The sequence below is a fragment of the Chthonomonas sp. genome (assembly GCA_016788425.1).
GTDB lineage: Bacteria > Armatimonadota > Fimbriimonadia > Fimbriimonadales > Fimbriimonadaceae > JAEURQ01.
The window spans coordinates 39,037-58,663 of sequence record JAEURQ010000002.1 but is presented as its reverse complement, the minus strand read 5'-3'; the positions used below and the strand labels follow the sequence as shown (position 1 = coordinate 58,663).

General features: G+C 60.3%; 19 protein-coding genes. 15 read left to right on the top strand and 4 right to left on the bottom strand.

Features of this window, described 5'->3' with window-relative positions:
* Position 1 precedes the first annotated feature (1 nt).
* On the bottom strand, positions 2 to 1,399 hold the full coding sequence (fumC, locus tag JNJ45_02130; GenBank protein MBL8047458.1) for a class II fumarate hydratase: 1,398 nt from the start codon (positions 1,397 to 1,399) through the stop codon (positions 2 to 4).
* A 48-nt stretch (positions 1,400 to 1,447) separates the two neighbouring features.
* On the opposite strand from fumC, the gene JNJ45_02125 reads away from it, so the two are divergent.
* From JNJ45_02125 to JNJ45_02115, 3 genes are read left to right on the top strand one after another with little or no spacing between them, the layout of a single operon-like run.
* A complete protein-coding gene (locus JNJ45_02125; protein ID MBL8047457.1) occupies positions 1,448 to 2,062 on the top strand; it encodes an NAD(P)H-dependent oxidoreductase subunit E in 615 nt (204 codons plus the stop codon).
* A gap of 4 nt (positions 2,063 to 2,066) precedes the next feature.
* The gene (locus tag JNJ45_02120; protein ID MBL8047456.1) at positions 2,067 to 2,783 is read left to right on the top strand and encodes a DUF1080 domain-containing protein; all 717 of its coding nucleotides are present in this window, start codon (positions 2,067 to 2,069) and stop codon (positions 2,781 to 2,783) included.
* Positions 2,784 to 2,828: 45 nt separating this feature from the next.
* Positions 2,829 to 3,515, top strand: a complete 687-nt coding sequence (locus tag JNJ45_02115; GenBank protein MBL8047455.1) for a hypothetical protein — start codon at positions 2,829 to 2,831, stop codon at positions 3,513 to 3,515.
* Here JNJ45_02115 and JNJ45_02110 read toward each other — a convergent pair.
* Positions 3,512 to 4,087 (bottom strand): outer membrane beta-barrel protein, encoded by a 576-nt coding sequence (locus JNJ45_02110; protein MBL8047454.1) that lies wholly within the window; start codon positions 4,085 to 4,087, stop codon positions 3,512 to 3,514. The two genes, JNJ45_02115 and JNJ45_02110, sit on opposite strands and share 4 nt — an antisense overlap.
* Before the next feature lie 100 nt (positions 4,088 to 4,187).
* Here JNJ45_02110 and JNJ45_02105 point away from each other — a divergent pair, with 100 nt between their 5' ends.
* The 9 genes from JNJ45_02105 (at position 4,188) to JNJ45_02065 (ending at position 12,195) form a co-directional block, all read left to right on the top strand.
* Positions 4,188 to 4,916 carry a flagellar hook-basal body protein gene (locus tag JNJ45_02105; protein ID MBL8047453.1) on the top strand — a complete coding sequence of 243 codons (729 nt, stop codon included), beginning with the start codon at positions 4,188 to 4,190 and terminating at the stop codon, positions 4,914 to 4,916.
* 68 nt (positions 4,917 to 4,984) lie between these two features.
* A complete protein-coding gene (flgG, locus tag JNJ45_02100) occupies positions 4,985 to 5,773 on the top strand; it encodes a flagellar basal-body rod protein FlgG (GenBank protein ID MBL8047452.1) in 789 nt (262 codons plus the stop codon).
* The gene (locus tag JNJ45_02095) at positions 5,773 to 7,044 is read left to right on the top strand and encodes a hypothetical protein (GenBank protein ID MBL8047451.1); all 1,272 of its coding nucleotides are present in this window, start codon (positions 5,773 to 5,775) and stop codon (positions 7,042 to 7,044) included. The genes flgG and JNJ45_02095 overlap by 1 nt, the downstream gene beginning before the upstream one ends.
* Positions 7,045 to 7,049: 5 nt before the next feature.
* A complete protein-coding gene (locus tag JNJ45_02090; protein MBL8047450.1) occupies positions 7,050 to 7,646 on the top strand; it encodes a flagellar basal body L-ring protein FlgH in 597 nt (198 codons plus the stop codon).
* A gap of 93 nt (positions 7,647 to 7,739) precedes the next feature.
* Positions 7,740 to 8,978: a flagellar basal body P-ring protein FlgI gene (locus JNJ45_02085; protein MBL8047449.1), complete on the top strand. Its 1,239-nt coding sequence runs from the start codon at positions 7,740 to 7,742 to the stop codon at positions 8,976 to 8,978.
* Positions 8,978 to 9,430, top strand: coding sequence for a hypothetical protein (locus tag JNJ45_02080; GenBank protein MBL8047448.1), 453 nt, complete (start codon positions 8,978 to 8,980; stop codon positions 9,428 to 9,430). Before JNJ45_02085 ends, JNJ45_02080 begins: the two co-directional genes overlap by 1 nt.
* Positions 9,427 to 9,900 (top strand): flagellar export chaperone FlgN, encoded by a 474-nt coding sequence (gene flgN / locus JNJ45_02075; GenBank protein MBL8047447.1) that lies wholly within the window; start codon positions 9,427 to 9,429, stop codon positions 9,898 to 9,900. Before JNJ45_02080 ends, flgN begins: the two co-directional genes overlap by 4 nt.
* A 12-nt stretch (positions 9,901 to 9,912) precedes the next feature.
* Entirely contained in the window at positions 9,913 to 11,283 is a 1,371-nt protein-coding gene (gene flgK / locus JNJ45_02070) for a flagellar hook-associated protein FlgK (protein ID MBL8047446.1), read from the top strand.
* 24 nt (positions 11,284 to 11,307) lie between these two features.
* Positions 11,308 to 12,195, top strand: a complete 888-nt coding sequence (locus JNJ45_02065) for a hypothetical protein (protein MBL8047445.1) — start codon at positions 11,308 to 11,310, stop codon at positions 12,193 to 12,195.
* A gap of 477 nt (positions 12,196 to 12,672) precedes the next feature.
* On the opposite strand, the gene JNJ45_02060 is transcribed toward JNJ45_02065, so the two are convergent.
* On the bottom strand, positions 12,673 to 13,602 hold the full coding sequence (locus JNJ45_02060; GenBank protein MBL8047444.1) for a PEP-CTERM sorting domain-containing protein: 930 nt from the start codon (positions 13,600 to 13,602) through the stop codon (positions 12,673 to 12,675).
* 304 nt (positions 13,603 to 13,906) lie between these two features.
* Complete coding sequence (locus JNJ45_02055) at positions 13,907 to 14,836, bottom strand: PEP-CTERM sorting domain-containing protein (GenBank protein ID MBL8047443.1); 930 nt, start codon at positions 14,834 to 14,836, stop codon at positions 13,907 to 13,909.
* A 97-nt stretch (positions 14,837 to 14,933) separates the two neighbouring features.
* Here JNJ45_02055 and JNJ45_02050 point away from each other — a divergent pair, with 97 nt between their 5' ends.
* The 3 genes from JNJ45_02050 to JNJ45_02040 are packed head-to-tail and all read left to right on the top strand — an operon-like array spanning position 14,934 to position 19,625.
* Complete coding sequence (locus tag JNJ45_02050; GenBank protein ID MBL8047442.1) at positions 14,934 to 17,300, top strand: HEAT repeat domain-containing protein; 2,367 nt, start codon at positions 14,934 to 14,936, stop codon at positions 17,298 to 17,300.
* A 19-nt stretch (positions 17,301 to 17,319) separates the two neighbouring features.
* Entirely contained in the window at positions 17,320 to 18,657 is a 1,338-nt protein-coding gene (locus JNJ45_02045; GenBank protein ID MBL8047441.1) for an MHS family MFS transporter, read from the top strand.
* Positions 18,654 to 19,625, top strand: coding sequence for an ABC transporter permease (locus JNJ45_02040; GenBank protein MBL8047440.1), 972 nt, complete (start codon positions 18,654 to 18,656; stop codon positions 19,623 to 19,625). The genes JNJ45_02045 and JNJ45_02040 overlap by 4 nt, the downstream gene beginning before the upstream one ends.
* Positions 19,626 to 19,627: the final 2 nt, after the last annotated feature.

Below are 19,627 nucleotides of genomic sequence, written 5' to 3'. Positions count from 1 at the left end.
GTTAGGCGCTCGGGTGGGTCATGTCCATCGGCACCACCCATTCGTCAAACTCTTCGCTGGTCAAAAAGCCCAAGGCCAAGGCCGCCTCTTTGAGCGTACTCCCGTCCACGTGCGCCTTCTTGGCGATCTTGGCCGACTTCTCGTAACCGATGTGCGGATTCAACGCCGTCACCTGCATGAGATTACTCGCCAGGTTTGAATCAATTTTTGACCGATTGGGTTCTAATCCCACTGCACAGTTATCGTTGAACGCGCGACACGCATCACCGATGAGCTGAATCGAGGTCAGCACGTTGTGCACCATCACCGGCTTGTATACGTTGAGTTGGAAGTTGCCCTGCGAACCCGCGAAGGCCACCGCCGCGTCGTTGCCAAACACTTGCACGGCGACCATCGTAATCGCCTCGCATTGGGTCGGGTTCACCTTGCCCGGCATAATCGAGCTGCCCGGCTCGTTCTCCGGAATCGTGAGTTCGCCGATGCCGTTGCGCGGGCCGCTCGCCAACCAGCGCACGTCGTTCGCCATCTTCATCAATCCGCCCGCGAGCGTGCGCAACGCCGCGCTGGTCTGCACCAGCGCATCGTGAGCCGAAAGCGCGGCAAACTTGTTCGGGGCCGAAACGAACGGGAACCCAGTTTCTTCGGCAAAGTACTTCGCCGCCAAGTCACCGAACTGCGGGTGCGCGTTGAGGCCCGTTCCGACGGCCGTGCCGCCGATGGCCAATTCGTAGAGACCCTGCTCGGCGTGCGCAACCTCGGCCATGGCGTAGTCAATTTGCGCCACCCACGCACCGATTTCTTGACCCAGCGTGATGGGCGTTGCGTCTTGCAAGTGGGTGCGCCCGACCTTGCAAATGTCCTTAAACTCTTCGGCCTTGGCCGCGAGCGTGTCGCGCAGAACCTGAACGCCGGGGATTAGGTGCCGATGAATCTCTTCGACCACGGCGATGTGCATCGCCGTCGGAAACGTGTCGTTGCTGCTCTGACCGCGGTTCACGTGGTCATTCGGGTGGACGGGCTCCTTGCTGCCCAGCTTGCCCTCCGCCAGATCAATGGCGCGATTCGAGATCACCTCGTTCGCGTTCATATTGCTTTGCGTGCCCGACCCGGTTTGGAACACGACCAGCGGGAAGTGGTCGTTTAGCTTCCCCGCAATCACCTCGTCCGCCGCTCGAACAATCAGCTCGGCGACCTTGGGGTCGAGCTGCCCCAAGTCGGCGTTGGCGCGGGCGGCACCTTTCTTAAGGATGCCCATCGCGCGAATCACGGCCGGCAACATCAGATAGCGGTCGCGCCCAATTGGGAAGTTTTGAATGCTGCGCTGGGTTTGGGCGCCCCAGTATCGCGAGGCATCCACCTCAAGCGTGCCCATTGTGTCGGATTCGGTCCGCGTCGTCACTCTATAAAGGTACCCGCGCGCGCGGAACGCCTGAGTACAATACAGCTTGTGAGTGACCTCCTGCAGATTGGCAGCCCCAACGACCGACCACGCGCGCCCCGGAGCGAGGAAGTAGAACTTCGCTTTAGCGATCTAGCCGTGCGCGAACTGGAGCAGCTCCTCACCCACTACCCCGACAAGAAGTCGTGCATTCTGCCCGGACTTTGGATTGCCCAACGCGAGTACGGCGGCTACCTGAGCGGCGAAGCCATCGCCGAGGTCGCCCATCGCCTCAGCCGCAGCTACGCCGAAGTCGAAGGCGTGGCGACGTTCTACTCGATGTATAACACGGCCCACGCGGTCGGCAAGCACATGATCGAAGTGTGCACCTGCCTAAGCTGCCAAGTGTGCGGCGCATACCCCATCGCCGAATATCTCAAAAACAAACTTGGCATCGGCTTCGGCGAGACCACCGCCGACGGAATCTTCACGTTGCACGAGGTGGAATGCCTCAACGCCTGCGACCGCGCGCCTTTGATTCAGGTCGGTTCCGAATACCACGGTCCGGTTGATGGCGCCTATTTGGATGCGCTGATCGAAAAACTTCGCACCTCGGAAGGCTCAACTGTTACCCAAATGGCCGACGATATCGTTAAGGTACAAGTAGGCCCTCTTGAGAACTAAAGAAATGCTCACCGCCCTTGCTCTCGCCGCGACGATCTTGATTGACGACCGACCGGGTTTCAGCGACACGCCGATCATCCCCGGCACCAAGTGGCGCGTTCACGATAAGGAGCGTCCGCATCCCAGGAAGAAGAATCCTGTCGCATGGGATGGCAAGCCGGTACCGGCCCCGATGGGCGCGGTCGTACCCACATGGAGCAACCCGAGTTGGAAGCTGGCCAACGGCGACTTGCAGGTGCAGCAAGGAGCAAACCTGACCAAAGAAGCGTTTGGCAGCGGACGGTATCACATCGAATGGCGCACGCCGGTTGACAACTACAAGGATCAAGGCAGCGGCAACAGCGGCGTCTTCCTCATGGGCGAATACGAGATCCAGATTCTCAACTGCTTTAACAACGTGACGTACGCCGATGGTCACGCGGGGTCCATCTACGGACAAACTCCGCCGAGCTCGAACCCGTGCCGACCGCAAGGCGAATGGCAAACCTACGACATCGACTTTGTCGCGCCGGTCTTTGCCATGGATGGCTCGCTGAAGAGCCCGGCCACGGTGACGCTCGTCTTCAATGGCGTGCGCGTGCTCAATAAGACCAAGGTCATGGGCCAAACGGCGTACCGCGCGGTGGCCAAGTACGCGTATCACGCGCCAAAGCTCCCGTTGATGCTGCAAGACCATGGCAGTCCGGTCGAGTTTCGCAACATCTGGGTTGTGCCCAAGTAAGGTCGCCGCATCACGCGGGCGGAAAATGGAGTAGAACCCTCTGACATGATGCCCCCGTTTGATTGGCACGAGACGATCAGCACACGATCGAGCTTTATCGAAGAACGCCTGAGCGGTGGCACCCCTGTGATCGCGGTCGCCACCAAAGAAGGCACGCTCCTCTTCGCGGTTCGACGGCAGGCACCCAAGATTTACGAAATCTACGATCGCCTTGCGCTGGGACTGATCGGTCAACAAAGCGACGTCGAAAATCTGCGCATGGCCGCGCTCGACTTCGCCCATCAGGAAGGCTTTAACCGGAGCGAGCAAGACGTAACCATCAAGCGCGTCGTGAGCGCGATGAGCCAACCCCTCAAGCGCGCGTTTGCCGATCTCAACACGGCTCCCTTTGTCGCCCGAGGGTTGTTCGCCGACGTGGCCGAGCGTCCCGAGGACACTCGCTTTTACGTGATGGACTATGACGGCGACTACTCCGTGCGGAGCAAAGCCGCGTTCATTACCGGCAATCAAGATGGCGCGACGACTCTCCGCGAAGAGCTGGACGACACCGATTGGACCAAGCTGAAACCGGAGGCCGCGATGAAGAAACTGCAAGACCTCTGGGCGCTCGCCGTGGACCCGAGTGGCGAAAAGCAATTCGCCGCCCTCACGGAGAATCTCAGCGTGGAGGCGGCGATCTTGCGCTCCGATCAACCGGAGCAGGCGTTTGTTCGGCTCACGTCGATCGACTAAAAGCGAAGGAACTGCCAGGTGACACCGGCGCGTAAACCGCCGAGGTCAAACCCGTCTTTCTCCGAGAACTTGTCGTAGCGAACGCTCACACGGATCTTGTCGGTGAGGAACAAGCCGGCTTCGACGTTGCCATTCCAACCGAACCCGCGGTCCTTAAAGCGCGTGTTGTTGCGCAAAATCGAATAATCCGCGTAGTACGGTCCGACGCGCGCCGCGAAGTACGGGCGGAAGGTGGACTGGCTGTCTTCGTTTTGCGGCGAGTAGATCACGCCGAAAGTCGGCGCCACAGTGAAGTACCGCGAGCCCGCGCGGCTGTCGCCGTTGAGACCGATGTCCCAGATAAAGTGCGTGCCGGGGCGGAAATTGATGTTCGTGGGCGAGAGGCCGATTCCGTAGTTCGCCGCCGCGAACGCGCGGACGATGTCGCGATCCGAAGGGAAGAACGCGCTGACGTCGAGACCGATCCCAAAGCCCTTTTTCTTCTTTTTGGCTTGCGGTTCCAACGTCAACTCGGGGTTGGCCACCGCCATCAGCGGCAACAATGCGCATGCGAATACGAGTCCTCGTAGCATGTGGCTACCTTACCCGAAAGCCTGCGCTCGGCAAACCTCAAGTAGATTGCGAACTCCGCGCCCTAAGGCCCGCTCTTAGCGAACCAATAACCTAAGCAGGATGAATAGAGGTGTTTATGGCGCAGCAGCCGGAATGATGGCCGCGCAGAGCAAACTCGACACGATTACGCACAACTTGGCGAACGTGAATACGACCGGCTTTAAGTCGGAGCGAGTCGAGTTCAGCGAGGCCCTTGAGCGGCTCTTGCGAGGCGAAGGCGGGATGGGCGATGTGCTCGGCACGCTCGGCACCGGCCCCGTCGAAAGCCAACGCTATCTCGTCCGGTCCGCGGGCTCCGCGATCAACACGTCCAACCCGCTCGATGTCGCCATTCTCGGCGAAGACGGCGCGTTTGGCGTGATGGCCAACGGCCAGATGCACTACACCCGCAACGGCAGCTTTACAATCAACAGCAAGCGCGAGTTGGTGACCCAAATGGGCCATCCCGTGCTCGACAAAAACGGCACGCCCATCACCATGAAAGGTGAAGGCACCATCAAGGTGGACGACAACGGCCAGATTAGCCAGGGCGGACAAGTGATCGCCTCGCTGGGAATCTGGAATGCCGACACCTGGCAACGAGTGGGCGATGGCCTGCTCACCGCCCCCAACGCCCAACCCTTTGAGACTCGGGTCGCCAGCGGCATGCTGGAGGCCTCCAACGTGAACGCCGTCGAAGCCATGGTCGACATGATCAAGGCCAGCCGCGTGTTCGAGATGGCTCAAAAAGTGATTTCAACGGAGGACGAAGCGAGCCAAAAGCTCATTCAAGCCCTGCAACAAGGCTAGATCTAGCTGGACCTGAGCCGCTTGCGGCCAGGAGGCGGACCTAGCATCAAAGGACAACAACTAAAACTATGATGCGCGCACTGAACACGGCCGGCACGGGGATGCTCTCGCAGCAGCTCAACCTGGACGTTATCTCTAACAACCTCGCCAACGTTAACACGACCGCTTTTAAGCAGCAGCGAGCCGAGTTTCAAGACCTGATGGTGCAGACCTTCCGGGCCTCGGGTGCCTCCACCGGCGGCGCCGTGAACCTGCCTTCGCCGGTGCAAATCGGTCTTGGTAGCAAGTTCTCCGCGACGGCAACCAACTTTGCCGGTGGACCCATGCAAGCCACGGGCAACCCCTTGGACCTCGCGATTAACGGCGACGGATTCTTCAGCGTACAAAAAGCCGATGGCGGCTTGGCCTACACTCGCGACGGCAGCTTTAAGCTCGATGCCACCGGCCTCGTCGTGACCAACGACGGCTACCCGCTGGTGCCCAACATCACGGTTCCCGCCGGAGCCAAGGCCATCACGGTCTCGGGCAACGGTACGGTTTCGGCGATTTTGCCCGGCACCAACGAGCCGACGTCGCTGGGACAAATCTCGACCACGGTGTTTGCGAACCCGAGCGGCCTTACCCGCGCCGGACAGAACCTGTATCTTGCCGGCGGCGCGAGCGGCGACGCTCAGACCGCGACGCCCGGCCAAAACGGTGCCGGTGAACTCACCTCCTCGTTCGTTGAGGGCTCCAACGTACAGGTCGTCGAAGAAATGGTCCGCATGATCCTGGCTCAGCGTGCCTACGAAATCAATTCTAAGGCGATTCAAACCGCCGACGATATGCTCAGCATCCTCAACAACCTCAAGCGCTAATGAAAACCCTGCTCCTTTCTCTCTTGGTGGTGCCCGCCCTCGCGGTGAGCCAACAAAGTAAGCCGACGTCGTTCGCCACCGTCAAAGTTGATGGTCCGGGCTACTTCCGGCTTGGCTTCGATGGCGATACCGTATACACGCGCACCATGGACCTCGTGATCGACGCGAAGGGTCGCCTGGCCGATAAGAACGGCGGCTACCTGATCCCCGCGATTCAGATGCCCAAGATTGAAGGGACCTTTGACATGACCCGCGATGGCTGGATCAAGGTGGGCGACCAGCAAGTCGGCCGCGTGGTGCTGGCCGTATTCGATTCGGAGGGGCTGCTCGAAAAGTCGGGCAACTACTGGATCAGCCCGCGCCGCCCCAAGCTGATCAACCCCGCGCCCAACGCGGACGGCACGGTCATGGTGATCGTCAACCGCATGAACGACAAATTTGCGCTCCAAGAAAAGGAGCGACCGCGCGAGGTGCTTGGCGAGACCGAAGACCGCAAGGGCGAAACCTCCCGTCCGGTCAAGCCGACCACCTTCCCCAAGGAAGTCGAATCGTATTCCGCCGCCCGGACAACCAGCAAGGGATATCCGACCACGCCGCTGCTGACGATCCGCCCGCTCAACGAAGTCGAAGGCGATTCGTTCCTGCTCCGCGACATCGCCGACATCGCGGCCGATCCGACCGTCGCCAAGAAACTGGCCGAGGTGCGCATCGGCAACACGCCGTACTTCGGGGTCGAGCGCAAGCTGGACCTGCCCTACCTGCGCACGATGCTCAAGGCCGCCGGATTCGATCCGACGAAGGTTGATATCGAGCTCGCCGCCGAGGCCAAGGTCGTCCGCGCCGGGCAAACCATCCGCACCCAGCAAGTGGTCGAGGCCGCGATTCTCGAAGCCGAAGCCAAGTTCGGCAGCAACGGCAAGTTGCTCGCCACGAGCAAACCCGCCGATCTGCGGGTGCCCAAAGGCAGCTTGAGCCTGCGCTGCACGCAGTGCCTCGAAGGCGCTGATGGCATTCGCGTGACGTTTGACATCTTCGTCAACGACCGCCGATTTAACTCGACCAGCGTTCAGCTACGCCGCGATGGCGGCGTCCCCAAACTCACGGTTGGAACCACTGTGCGCATCATCGCCAATGCGGGTGCTCTAAGTGTTGAGACCACCGGTCGAGTGACCAAAGTTTTGCGAAACGGCCTGGAGGTCGAAGTTCGCACCAGCGAAGGCACGCTCCTTGTCGGGCGCGTCCTCAGCGACGGATCCGTGGAGGTCCAGTAAATCCTATGCAATGCCGATTCCTTTGCCTCGCCATCAGCGCCATTCAGTTGGCCAACGCCCAAGTCATCGAAAAGAATACGAACCCCGGTTCGTTGTGGACCAACGGTCGCAACTACCTGATCGATCGCGTCGCCCGCCTCAAGGGTGATGTCCTCACCGTTGTCATCAGCGAGTCGTCGGTGGCGCAGTTCAGCGCGAGCACCAACACGAGCAAAAAGGACAACAGCGAGGTTGGCGCGAAGTTTCCCGTCAAGTTTCTCGACCAGTTGCTCAAGCCGTTTTCGACCAACAGCAACAGCTCGACCGATGGCAAGGGTAGCACCAGCCAAAACGGCCGCTTGCAGGCCAAGATCACCGGCGTCATTACCGAAGTCCGTCCGAACGGCACGATGGTGGTGGAAGCCACACGCACGCTGATGATCAACAAGGAGCTGCAGAGCTTTAAGCTGCGCGGCGTGCTGCGCCCCGACGATATCGCCCCCGACAACTCGGTGATGAGCGAGAGCCTCGCCGAAGCCGACATCCGGTTTGAGGGCAAGGGCGCGATTCAAGACCGGCAGCGCCGCGGCCTGCTGACCAAGGTTCTCGACTGGCTGTTCTAATGTCAACCTCCCGCCGCCACCTTTTGAAACTTATCCGTCCGCGTCCGGTGATCGTCGTTGTTCCCGGCAAAGACCAACCCGCCCCGAAGCCCAATGAAATTAACCGTCAAACTTCTGACCGCTAGCCTGCTCACCGCGAGCGCCGCCGTGGCGGTGCCGCAAGGCGCGCCCGCGACCAAAACCGGCCAAGCCCAAAAGGCTGGCGCCAAAAATGGTGCCAAGCCGCAGGTGCAAATGATTGGCCCCGAGGATCGTGTCAATGCCGAGATCAAACGCGTGAACGAGGAAGGTCTCGACGTGCGCATCAAGGACATTGCCCGATTCCGCGGCGTCCGAAGCAACCAGCTCATGGGCTACGGGCTCGTGGTGGGTCTCAACGGCTCGGGCGACACCCAAAAAACGCCGTTCACGGCGACGCTGATGGCCAACGCCATGCGCAAGTTCGGCACCCTGGTGGATCCGCAGGCCATGAACCTGAAGAACGTGGCCACGGTGAGCATCATCGCCGAGCTTCCGCCGTTTGCTTCGCCCGGCAACTCCATTGATGTGACCGTGCAAAGCATCGGCGACGCCAAGAGTTTGGAAGGCGGCATCCTGCTGCAAGCGGGACTCTTCGGCGCGAATGACGAAGCCAACGCGATTGCCGTCGCGCAGGGCCCCATCACGGTTGGCGGATTCAACGCCTCGGGTGGTGGCAGCAGCGTGCAAAAGAACCACGTCACGGTGGGCCGCGTGAGTTCGGGCGCGATCGTCGAGCGCTCGGTTCCCTACCAAATGCTCTTTGAAGGCAACACGATGTACCTGGAGCTCGATCAGGGCGACATCACCACCGCCGAGCGCATTGCTCAAAAGCTTCAGCAACGGTTCGCCACCTACCGCATCAAGGCGGTGGATGGAGGTACTGTCGCGATCCAACTTCCGATCAAGGAAAACCCGTTGCGGGCCATGGCCAGCATCGAAACCACGGTCGTGAAGGCCGACATCCCTGCCGTTGTGACCATCAACGAGCGCACCGGCACCATCACGATTAGCGGCAACGTCAAGCTCGGGCCGGCCATCGTGGCTCGCGGCAGCCTCAAAGTCATCATCCGCGAAACCACCGCGGTGGGCGAGCAAGCGCCGTTCACCAACAATCCGCCGAACCCGGTGACGAACACCGAAGTCTCGGCGAAGGAATCCGAGGTGCAGATTGGCGTGCTCAGCCCGAACACGACCCTGACCGACCTCGCCAAGTTGTTCCAAAAGCTCAAGGTGAGTGCTGCCGACATGATCGCGATTCTCGACCAGCTCAAGGCGCAAGGGGCGCTGAAGGCCAAGGTGAAGGTGCTCTAATGGACGTTCTGAAAATCGCCCCGCGCGAGCAACGAGCGGTGGACGCCCTGCTCAAGCAGTACGCCAACAAGACCGGCAGCACCGACTTTAAGGATCCGGAGGCCACCGTCTTTCAGGTGAAGTTTGGTGAAAAGGTCATGGCGTTGCGGCAAAAGGACCTCGACGGCCCGGCCAAGCTCGCCCTCGGCAAGCTCAAGGAATCCACCGAGCAGCTCGAAGGCGTGCTCGTCAAGCAGATGCTCGCGGTGATGGCGAAGTCCAAACCCAAGGGCGAACTCGAAGGCCCCATGAGCGACATGGCGCAGGACATGATGCACCAATCCATGGCCGACCAAGTCGGTCGCACGGGGCAGTTCGGCATGGGCCAGGTCATGTACCAACAACTCGCGAAGCCGATTCTCAACCAGCGGCTCGCTCAGGTTTATCTCAACAACAATCAGGTGAAACAATGATCACACGTGAACTCCAAATCCTCTGGTGGGATTGGCTAAGCTCGGCCGAACGCCTTGTGCGCTCGCTGGGTGAGCAAACCACCGCCCTTGCCCGCCGCGAACCGGATCGCCTTGATCAGGTTCAACCGGAAATTGAACGACTGCTCGCCCACTTGCGAAAGCTGGACGAAGAAGCTGTGGTCTCGGCAACAAAGCTGGCCGGAGAACTGGGAGTTGATCCGAGTTTCCGAAGCATTGTCGGGGCGCTTAAAGAAGCCGAAGCACAGCAAGTCGGTCAGCTCGCCACGCGAGTCCGGTCGGCCTCGGCGAACATCAAAACGATTCTCGCCAAAAATCGCAAGCTCATCGAAAGTGAACTCGCCTACGTCAATGGCACGCTCGCCATTGTCGCGCAAGCGATTCAGGATGACAGCGCGAGCTATGTGACCAAGGCCAAGCGCACGCCGGCGCTGGTCAACCAGGTGGCCTAACCGGAGGATCTCGTGCCGAGTTTTTTCCACGGAATTGACCTGGCGACGCGGGCCCTTCGCGGGTTTCAGCGCGCCATGGACGTCACTGGTCACAACATTTCGAACGTCAACACGCGGGGCTACTCGCGCCAGACCGTCGAATTCAGCACCACGGACCCGCTCAACTACTACCAAATGGGCTGGCGAAGCCTGGGTAACGGCGCGCAAATGGACGCCGTCACTCGCGTTCGCGACGGCTTTTTGGATCAGCGCATGTGGGACGCACAGGGCGGAGACGGCAAAAACCGAACCATGGCCGATGGTCTGGGCTCGATTTTGGGCACCTTCAACGAGCCGAACGACGGCAGCATCAGCAAGGAGATGGGCAACTTCTTCAACTCGTGGTCGGCGCTGGCCTCCAACCCGAACGAGTCGGCCTATCGCACGCAAACGCGCCTCGCCGGGCAGCGGCTGGCGACCTCCATTCGCACCGCTCACCGCGACCTTTCCTCGCAGCAGGAGAACGTCACCGCCGAAATTAACAGCACCGTGCAGCGCATCAACGAGTTAGGGCAAAACCTGGCCTCGCTCAACCGCAGCATCCGCGAGGCTTCGGTGGCGGGCACGGAACCCAGTGACCTGCTCGATCAGCGCGACAACATGATCGAGGAGCTCTCGAACCTCACCAACGTGACGGTGTCGCGGCAACAGGACGGCACAACGAGTGTGTTTATCAGCAACTTCACGCTGGTGGATGGCATCGGCTCGCACAACATGGCGAACAACGTGGACCTGACCGCCGGAACGGTCGGCGGAACCCAGATTCGCACTGGCAAACTGGCCGGACTGCTGGGCAACGGCAGCGCGCTGGATAAGCAACTGACGAACCTCGATACGCTCGCCAACACCTTGCGCACCGAGATCAACAATCTGCACAAGAGCGGGATTAACCAAAACGCGACGACGAACATCAACTTCTTCGGTGATGTAACGACCGGGCCGCAGACCGGCGCGATCGACTTTGACATCTCCGCCGAAGTGCAAGCCGACGTGCGCAACATTGCGATTGGCGTAACAGGTAAGGACGGCGACACCGGCCTGGCCCTGCAGATGAGCCAATTGCGTAGCCTTAAGCTGGCCGGATTAGGCAACCGCAGCGTGCTGGATTATCACAAGGACAACATTTCGAACATCGGCAGCGAGCACGCTTACTTCCTGAATGCGGCGGAAACCAATGCCGCGATTATGGATCAAGTCACTCAACAACGCGAGAGCGTGAGCGGCGTGAGTCTGGACGACGAAATGGCGAACATGCTTAAGTATCAGCGGAGCTACCAAGCCGCCGCGCGACTGATTAGCGTTTACGACGAAGTGGCGCAAGATCTGATCAATTTGATCCGATAATCAAAGTAGCGGAGGTGAACTCGAATGAGAGTCAGCACGAACCAACAATACAACACCTATTCGTCGCGCATTCATAAGGCGCAGGCGGATTACTTCCGTGCGCAACAGGAAGTGATGACGGGCAAGCGGGCCGACCTCTTTACGACCGACCCCGCGGGCGCGGCGTTTGTGGTGCGTTCCAAAGACCTCCACAGCGCGCTGACCCAATATCGCACGAACTTGCGTTCGGCGAAGGACTACTCCGGCGCCACGGAAACCGCGCTGGGCAACCTCCACGACATCATCAAGCAGGCCAAGGTCATTGGCCTGCAAGGTGCCAATAGCAGCACCGACCAAGCCGCCCGCGATTCGCTAGCCAAGCAAATCACCGAGTTGCAAACGCGATTTTTGCAGGAAGTGAACACGACCGGCGGCGCCGGGCAGTACATTTTCGCCGGGCAAGACACCGGCAACAAGCCGTTTGCGCTCAACACGACGCTAAACGGGCTGGACTACAGCGGCGACGCGAACCCGATTTTGGTGGAAGTGGGGCCGGGCGAAACAATCCAGGTCAACCAAAACCTTTCGGCGCAGTTTCAGCAGGCGTACACCCACCTGGAGAACCTCCGCCAGAACCTGGCGACAGGGAACGTGACCGGGATTTCCGACATCAACCTGGCCGAGCTCGACCGTAGCATGGAGATTGTTCGGCAGCAGCGCGGCGAGGCGGGCGCGAAGATGACTCTGGTGACGGACATGGAGAACCATGGCCAGCGCAGGATTGACGAGCTCACGCAGCGGATTTCGGATGTGGAAGAAGTGGATTTGAGCGAAGCGATCACGCGCATGCAGCTCGCCGAAACGGCGTACCAAGCGTCGTTGCAGGTCACCAGCCAGGCTCAGCGCTTGAGCCTGATGGATTACCTGCGGTAATTGGTTGCCAAGTTTTGGGTCTTGGCTGGATTACGCGCGGCCCAAGCTCTCTCACTGACGAGAGTCTTAGCCGTGGGGGCGGGAGGGCGACGCGAGCCTTGCGAGCGAGTCCGGCTTGTGATCTCTCGCTTTACCCTCTGCCTCCTTCTTCAGGGGCGAGTTCAGCCGCGTCGGGGCGGGAGGACGACGCGAGCCTTGCGAGCGAGTCCGGCTTGCGCTCTCTCACCAGCCACCAGGCTCCCTTTCTCAAGGTCTGCTCAGCCGCGTCGGGGCGGGAGGACGATGCGAGCCCCGCGAGCAAGTCCGGTACATCCCTGACTTTCGCAAATGACCTCACTCCTCTATAGCGCCAGTCTCAGCCGCGTCGGGGCGGGAGGACGATGCGAGCCCCGCGAGCGAGTCCGGGGGAGTGGCCGTGGGCCGACGCGGCGAAAGGTGGGTTCAGAACGCTTTGCGCGGGGTTGAGTCGCAGGCGACTTACCGGCGACGGCGAATCAATATGCCGAGTCCAGCGAGCAAGCCCACCATCCCCCCCGGCTCTGGCACAGGCGCAGCCCCGATGAGGGTGTACTTTGCGCCGATATGTTGCCAAAGCTCTGGATGCATGTTCGAGTTCCGGTAGTAACCAAGATTGTTGGGATACCCGGTCTGTTCGCCGTTCGAAGTGTGAAGTTGCAACCCTGTTTCTCCCGACGCAAAGCCGTAGGACTCTCCAACTGCTAAAGCGTTTGCATAACTCAAATTGCAAATCCTTAATCTTTCATCCGGTAACATCTTAAACCAACCCGAAGCAATCATCCCGTTCGCCAAAGGGTACAACGGATCAAGAGAATGAGATACTCCAACCGGTCGCACTTGATATGCATCGTCATTCCCAGCGACATAGGCTCCAAATCCGAGTGCATTGGGTCCCCCATATTCAGCCAAGTCGGGAACACCGTCAAGGTTCTCGTCAACCGTGTTCCTCTGTCGGTTGTAAACGACTCTCTTACCGAAATCACTAGCATTTAGCTGCAGCTCGTCAACTCCAGTGAAAACGGGCGCAACCTTCCGAAATGAAAAGGTATCTAGTGGCGGTGCAGATAAGAATGCCACGTTTCGATGAAATGCTCGATCATAGGCGACGTAACCAGAAATATTTTTCACGAAAACTTCACCGAATCCTTGGGCAATATGCTGAACACACAGATTCACCTTAAATGATCCCATTGATGGCACTCGCAAAGCAATGCCAGTAGGAATCTCGCTACCTAAGGCCGCATTCAAGTCCGCGCCCGACGACCGCGCCAAATCTACCAATTGCTGATCGCCATACGACAGGTAGTACCGAAACTGACGCGCCTGCGCCAGTGCAAACCCCGGCAGTAGCGCTGCCGCGACAAACCCCAAACCAGCAATCTTCCTCATGTGAAACACAACTCCAGGCGAATTCCGCCTGAGCACACAGTATAAGCCACATTCGGTGAAAATCGATGGCGAAGTTTCCGCCGCGTCGGGGCGCTCGGGGCGGGAGGACGACGCGAACCCGCGAGCGAAACCGGTACATCCCTGACCTCCGCAAACGTCCTCACTCCTCGATAGCGCCAGCCTTAGCCGCGTCGGGGCGGGAGGACGACGCGAGCCCCGCGAGCGAGTCCGGGGGAGTGGCCTTGGGCCGACGCGGCGGATGGCGGGTTTAGAACGCTTTGCGCGGGGTTGAGTCGCAGGCGACTTACCGGCGACGACGAATCAACATCCCCAGTCCAGCAAGCAAGCCCACCATCACCCCTGGCTCAGGCACAGGCGCAGCCCCGATGAGGGTGTACTTGGCACCAATATTCTGCCAGGGTTCGGGATGCAGGCTTGAAGTTCGATAAAATCCCAAGTTATTCCCCGAGCCTGTTTGCTCGGCATCTGTCGTGTGCAGAAGTAGCCCAGTTTCGCCGGTCGCATTCCCATAGGACTCGCCAACTTGTAGTCCATTCTCGTAGGACAAGGTACAAATGAGGTGTCTAGTCCCGGGGGCGAGCCTAAACCATCCGAATCCAAAGTTTCCGTTCGCAAGCCGGTATCGAGGGTTTAGAAGATGAGATGTGCCCATAGGACGAACCTGCACGCTCGAGTCAGAACCAGAGACGAAGGCTCCGACTCCACGGTCCACAAGGTCCGCATATACAGCTCGATCAGGGAGACCATCATTATCCTCATCAATCGTGTTTCTGTGCAGGTCGTAGACAATTCCTGATCCAAAATCGTTGACATTCTGGGCAAGCATATCTGCAGCAGTGTGCGTTGGCGAAATCTTCCTGAAAGAAAAATTGTCTGTTGGGGGTGCAGAAAAAAAAGCAGCATTTGATAAGCGTGCACGATCATAGGCTACAAAGCTTCGCAAATGCTTTACAAATGCTTCACCATTACCATTATCCAGATGCTCAACTCCTAAAAAGACCTTGAATGACTGCATTGCAGGAACTCTTACAGGATTACCATTGGGGATTTCGGCCCCGAGCGTGGCATGGATGTCAGCACCAGAAGTCCTTGCCAGGTCAACTAGTTGCTGATCGCCATACGACAGGTAGTAGCGAAACTGACGCACCTGCGCGAGCGCAAGCCCCGGCAGCAGCGCCGCCGCGACAAATCCCAAACCAGCAATCTTCCTCATGTGAACACAACTCCACGCGAAATCCGCCTGAGCACACAGTATAAGCCACATTCGCCCAAAACCACACGAAATAGGTTCAAGCGGCTAAACTAAACCCGTGGCTAGCCGACTGGACGACGTTCGTGATTTACGCAACGCCACCACCGACGGCGCGCTCTTCAACGCCTTCGCCACGCTCACCGGCGGGGCGATTGTCACCTCCCTGATCAAGCACATCGCGACTACCGACCGCGACGCTGACTACTGGATCGCGCTCGTCACCTCGGTCCCCAGCATGCTCGGGCTGCTCGGCATCGCCGGAGCCATCTATGGGCGGCAGTTCCCGGTGTTCCGCCGCGTCATCGTGCCCTTCGGCTGGATTATCCGGCTGGCGCTGTTCCCTCTTCTCGGGCTCGCCATTTGGCAGGGACCACCCGAGGTAAGGTTGCCGCTCCTCTTTCTCTGCGTCGTCGTGTCCGGCGCGGCGGGGCAGTTTGTCGGGCCCATTTACAACGACTGGATGGCCGAGCTTGTGCCAACCAACAGCCGCGGGTGGTATTTCAGTCGCCGCAACTCCATTTCCAGCCTCGTCGGCGCGAGCACCGGCTTGCTCGGCGGCTTCCTTATCGACCGGTTCCGCGCGCAAAACCAAATGGAGCTCGGCTACGGATTGGTGCTGGGGCTGGGCATTGTGTTCGCCCTGCTCAGCCAGTACTTTTTCCTGCAAATGAAGGAGCACGTACGGCCCAACCCGGTGAAATCCAGCTTCCGCGAGGGCGTGCGCTCCATCCGCGCGCCGTTCCGCGACAAGCACTTCCGCAAGGTGCTGGGCTTCCTCGCGTTTTTCGTTTTCGCGCAGGCATTCCCCGGCTCGATCCTGTCGCCCTACGCGCTCGAAAGCCTCAAACTTCCACTCGCGACGATTCAGTTTTTCGGTTTGGTGCAGGCGGCGACCATTGTTCTGTTCGCCAAAACGTGGGGATTTTTGGCCGACAAATACGGGAACAAACCGATCCTCTCCGTGCTGAGCGTGGGGCTCGGGTTCACGCTCTTGGGCTGGGTGTTTGCCGGGCCAGATAACCCCTACAACTTCCCCATTCTCTTCGCCAGTCACGTGGTCGGCGGCATCGTGTGGGCCGGAATCGGCACCTGCCAATTCAATCTTCTGCTCGCCACGGCCTCCCCCGAAGATCGCGCCAATTACATGGGGAGCGCGCTCGCCATTCAAGCGGTGCTCGGCGGGGTCGCCCCGTTTTTGGGCATGCTTTTGTTCCGCCAGTTCGTGGGCGGCGGCGATGTCGCGGGGTCTTATCAAACCGTGCTCTGGATCGCCATCGGCATCCGGTTTAGCAGCGTCTTTCTGTTGCTGCCGGTTCGCGAGGAAGGCTCCACCACGATCGGGCAAACCCTTTCTCAGCTCAAAAACATCTCGCCGACGGGCTACCGTGCGCTGCGTGATCTTTCGACCAGCACCGACGTGAGCAAGCGCGAGCACGCCATGGAACAGCTGGCCGACAAGCAGTTTGGCGTGGCCACCGACGAGCTCATCAAGGCGCTGCACGACCCATCGCCGCGGGTCCGTCGCAAGGCCGCGCAAGCGCTTGCCTCGTTGGGCGACGAAAAGGCGGTGCGCGCGCTCATCCACCAGCTTGAAGATCACGCCGACCTGGTTGAGGACGAAACGATCGAGGCGCTCGGCAAGATTGGGCACCCCGAAGCCGCGTCAATCCTCATCCGATTCTTGGATAGTCCGCGCTCGCAGCTGCGCCGCGCGGCGGCCAAAGCGCTCGGCGAACTCGGCTTGCCCGAAGTGATCCCCGCCCTCATTCGCGCCGCGCGCGACCCCCACGATCCCGACCTTCGCCGCGCCGCTCTGCAAGGGTTGCGCTGGAATATGGGGCCGGAAGCCGTGGAGGTTGTCGCCGAGAGCGCTCTCGACCCGCGACCCAGCGTGCGCATTGCCGCCGCCGAAGCCATCTCCGAACACGAACTGCGCGAATGCGCGGTCGCGCTGCGACAATCGGCCGGCATGCACCGCGACGAAGCCTGCAGCGAAATCGCCTATGCCCTTGGCGCGGTCGGCAACCCGCAAGACGTGCCGCTCATCCTTAGCGTCGCGCAAAGCTGCGAGTCCGTGATCACGCGTCGGCGCTGCCTGCTGGGCGTAGCCCGGCAATGGGGCATCGAGTCGCCGGTGTACCGCCTCTTTTTGCTCAGCGGAATGTCGCGCGACAGCATGCTGCTCGATCGCGTGCGGCCGGTGTTGCGGCGTAGTAAGAAGCTGCAAACGGCGCTGGCCCGGTATTCGGCGGGCAACGAAATCGGCGCGCTCGAGATCCTCAGCGAAAGCAAAGTCGATCCGCGGCTCGCGGTTTTCGCCGAGTTCCCCATCGAGGACGGCTTCCTGCTGGCCGCCGAAGCCTATGTGCAAGCCAGCGCGCAGCCTACCCGTCGCGGAAAACCGCCCTTGCCGAACGGGCCCTAATCCGGCTAACCTAGGCGCAATGGCCTCAACTGCACCAACTTCGCCAGCCGAGCTTCGCCGCGTCATCGTGGCCAGTTCCGTGGGCACGGTCATCGAGTGGTACGACTTCTATCTGTTCGCCGCGCTTTCGGCGGAGATCGGCAAGATATTCTTTGTCGGCGACGACCCGACGGTACAGCTCCTCAAGTCGCTGGCGATCTTCGCCACCGGGTTTGTCGTGCGACCATTTGGCGCGCTCGTGTTCGGTCGGCTCGGCGACATTGTCGGACGCAAGGCCACGTTCATTCTCACGCTGGGGCTGATGGGCGGCTCCACATTTCTGGTCGGCGTGTTGCCCACGTACGCGCAAGTGGGCATGCTCGCGCCAGTGCTGCTGCTCATTCTTCGCATGCTGCAGGGGCTCGCGTTGGGCGGCGAATATGGCGGGGCCGCGACCTATGTCGCCGAGCACGCGCCCGCCAATCAGCGCGGCTACTACACGAGCTTCATCCAAATCACCGCGACCGCCGGGCTGATTCTTTCGCTCATCGTGATTCAGCTTTGCCGCAAGAGCTTTGGCGCCGACTTCGAGGTGTGGGGCTGGCGGATTCCGTTCCTCATCAGCGCCGTGCTCATCGCCGTGAGCTTCTCGATTCGCCTTCGCATGCACGAGTCACCGCTGTTCAATCGCGTGAAGGAAAGCGGGCAGGTGAGCAAGAATCCGCTGCGCGACAGCTTCGTCAACCCCGAAAATCGCCGCCTCGTTCTCATCGCGCTGTTTGGTGCGGCGGCCGGGCAAGGCGTCATTTGGTACACGGCGCAGTTCTACGTCAAGACGTTTATGGAGACCACGCTCAAGCTCAACAAGGACATGGTCTCCAACCTGCTGATCGTCACGTTGTTGCTGGCCACGCCGCTTTTTGTGTACTTCGGCGCGCTCAGCGATCGCATCGGCCGCAAAAAGCTGATGATGGCGAGTTGCGCGGCCTCGGTGGTCGCCTTCCCTGCCCTGTTTTGGCTGATTACCAACGCCGCTAAGGACCCGGCGAACCCGAATCAACTGCTCATCGGGCTGAGCGTCTTCCTGCTCGTCGTACCGGTGACCATGATCTACGGCCCCATCGCCGCGTTCTTGGTGGAGCTGTTCCCCGTCCGAGTACGCTACACGTCAATGTCGCTGCCGTATCACATCGGGAATGGCGTGTTCGGCGGATTCGTGCCGCTCATCGCCACATGGCTCCCAGCTTCAACCGGGAATCCGTTGGCGGGCCTCATCTATCCGTGCGCGATCGCGCTTGTCACGCTGTTTATCGGGCTGAAATACCTTCCTGCGAACACCCACCAAAACCAAGACATGGTTGAGGGGCCGGCGGCGTGAAGTTCCTTCGCGAAAACGGAGCGCTGGTCGCGCTGATCTTGCTGGTCGTTATCAACGGGATCCTCAACCCCGGCATTTTCTTGCAGCCCGAGAACCTGCGCAATATCCTCAACCAAAATGTTGCGCCCGGCATTCTCGCGCTGGGCATGACATGGGTCATCATCACCGGCGGTATTGATCTTTCGGTCGGCTCGGCGCTCGCCTTCATCGGCGTCGTGGCGGTGGATACGATGAACCGGTTTGGCCCGGCGGGTGGCACAGGCGTGCTCATCGCGATTGCCGTTTCGGTGTTGCTCGGGTTGGTCGCCGGATGGATCAACGGCGTCGTGAGCGTATTCGGGCGCGTGACGCCGTTTGTCGTGACGCTGGTCGGGCTGCTTGCCTACCGGTCGGCGGCGCAAGCCTACGCGCAAGGCGGCGAGGTCGGGGCGCAAAACCCGCTGTTCCAAAACCTCGGCACCGGCGGCATTCCGATTCCGTTTATCCGCAGCAACGACCAGCCGCTCGTGATCTACTGGAGCATTCTGGTGTTCTTCGCGCTGGCAATTCTCTTCGCCGTGCTTCTGCGCAAAACCGCCTTCGGCCGCAAGGTCGTGGCGATTGGCAGCAACGAGCGCGCGGCGCACTACTCGGGCGTCGCCGTGAACCGCACGCGCATCGGCGTTTACGCGCTCATGGGCTTTTGCACCGGCCTGGCGGCCCTGCTGTTGGCGAGCCGCATGAACGGCATCGCCACGAGCACGGTTGGGCTCTACTACGAACTCGATGCCATCGCCGCAGTCGTGGTCGGCGGGACAGTACTGCGCGGTGGTCGCGGAACCATTGGCGGCACCGTCATCGGCGTGTTGCTGTTGGGCGTCATTCAGAACGTCCTGGTGATCCTCGGCGTGAACAACTATCTGCAAGGAATTGTTAAGGGCGGCATCATTCTGGCGGCGGTCTTGCTCCAACGCGGGCAATCGGACTAAAC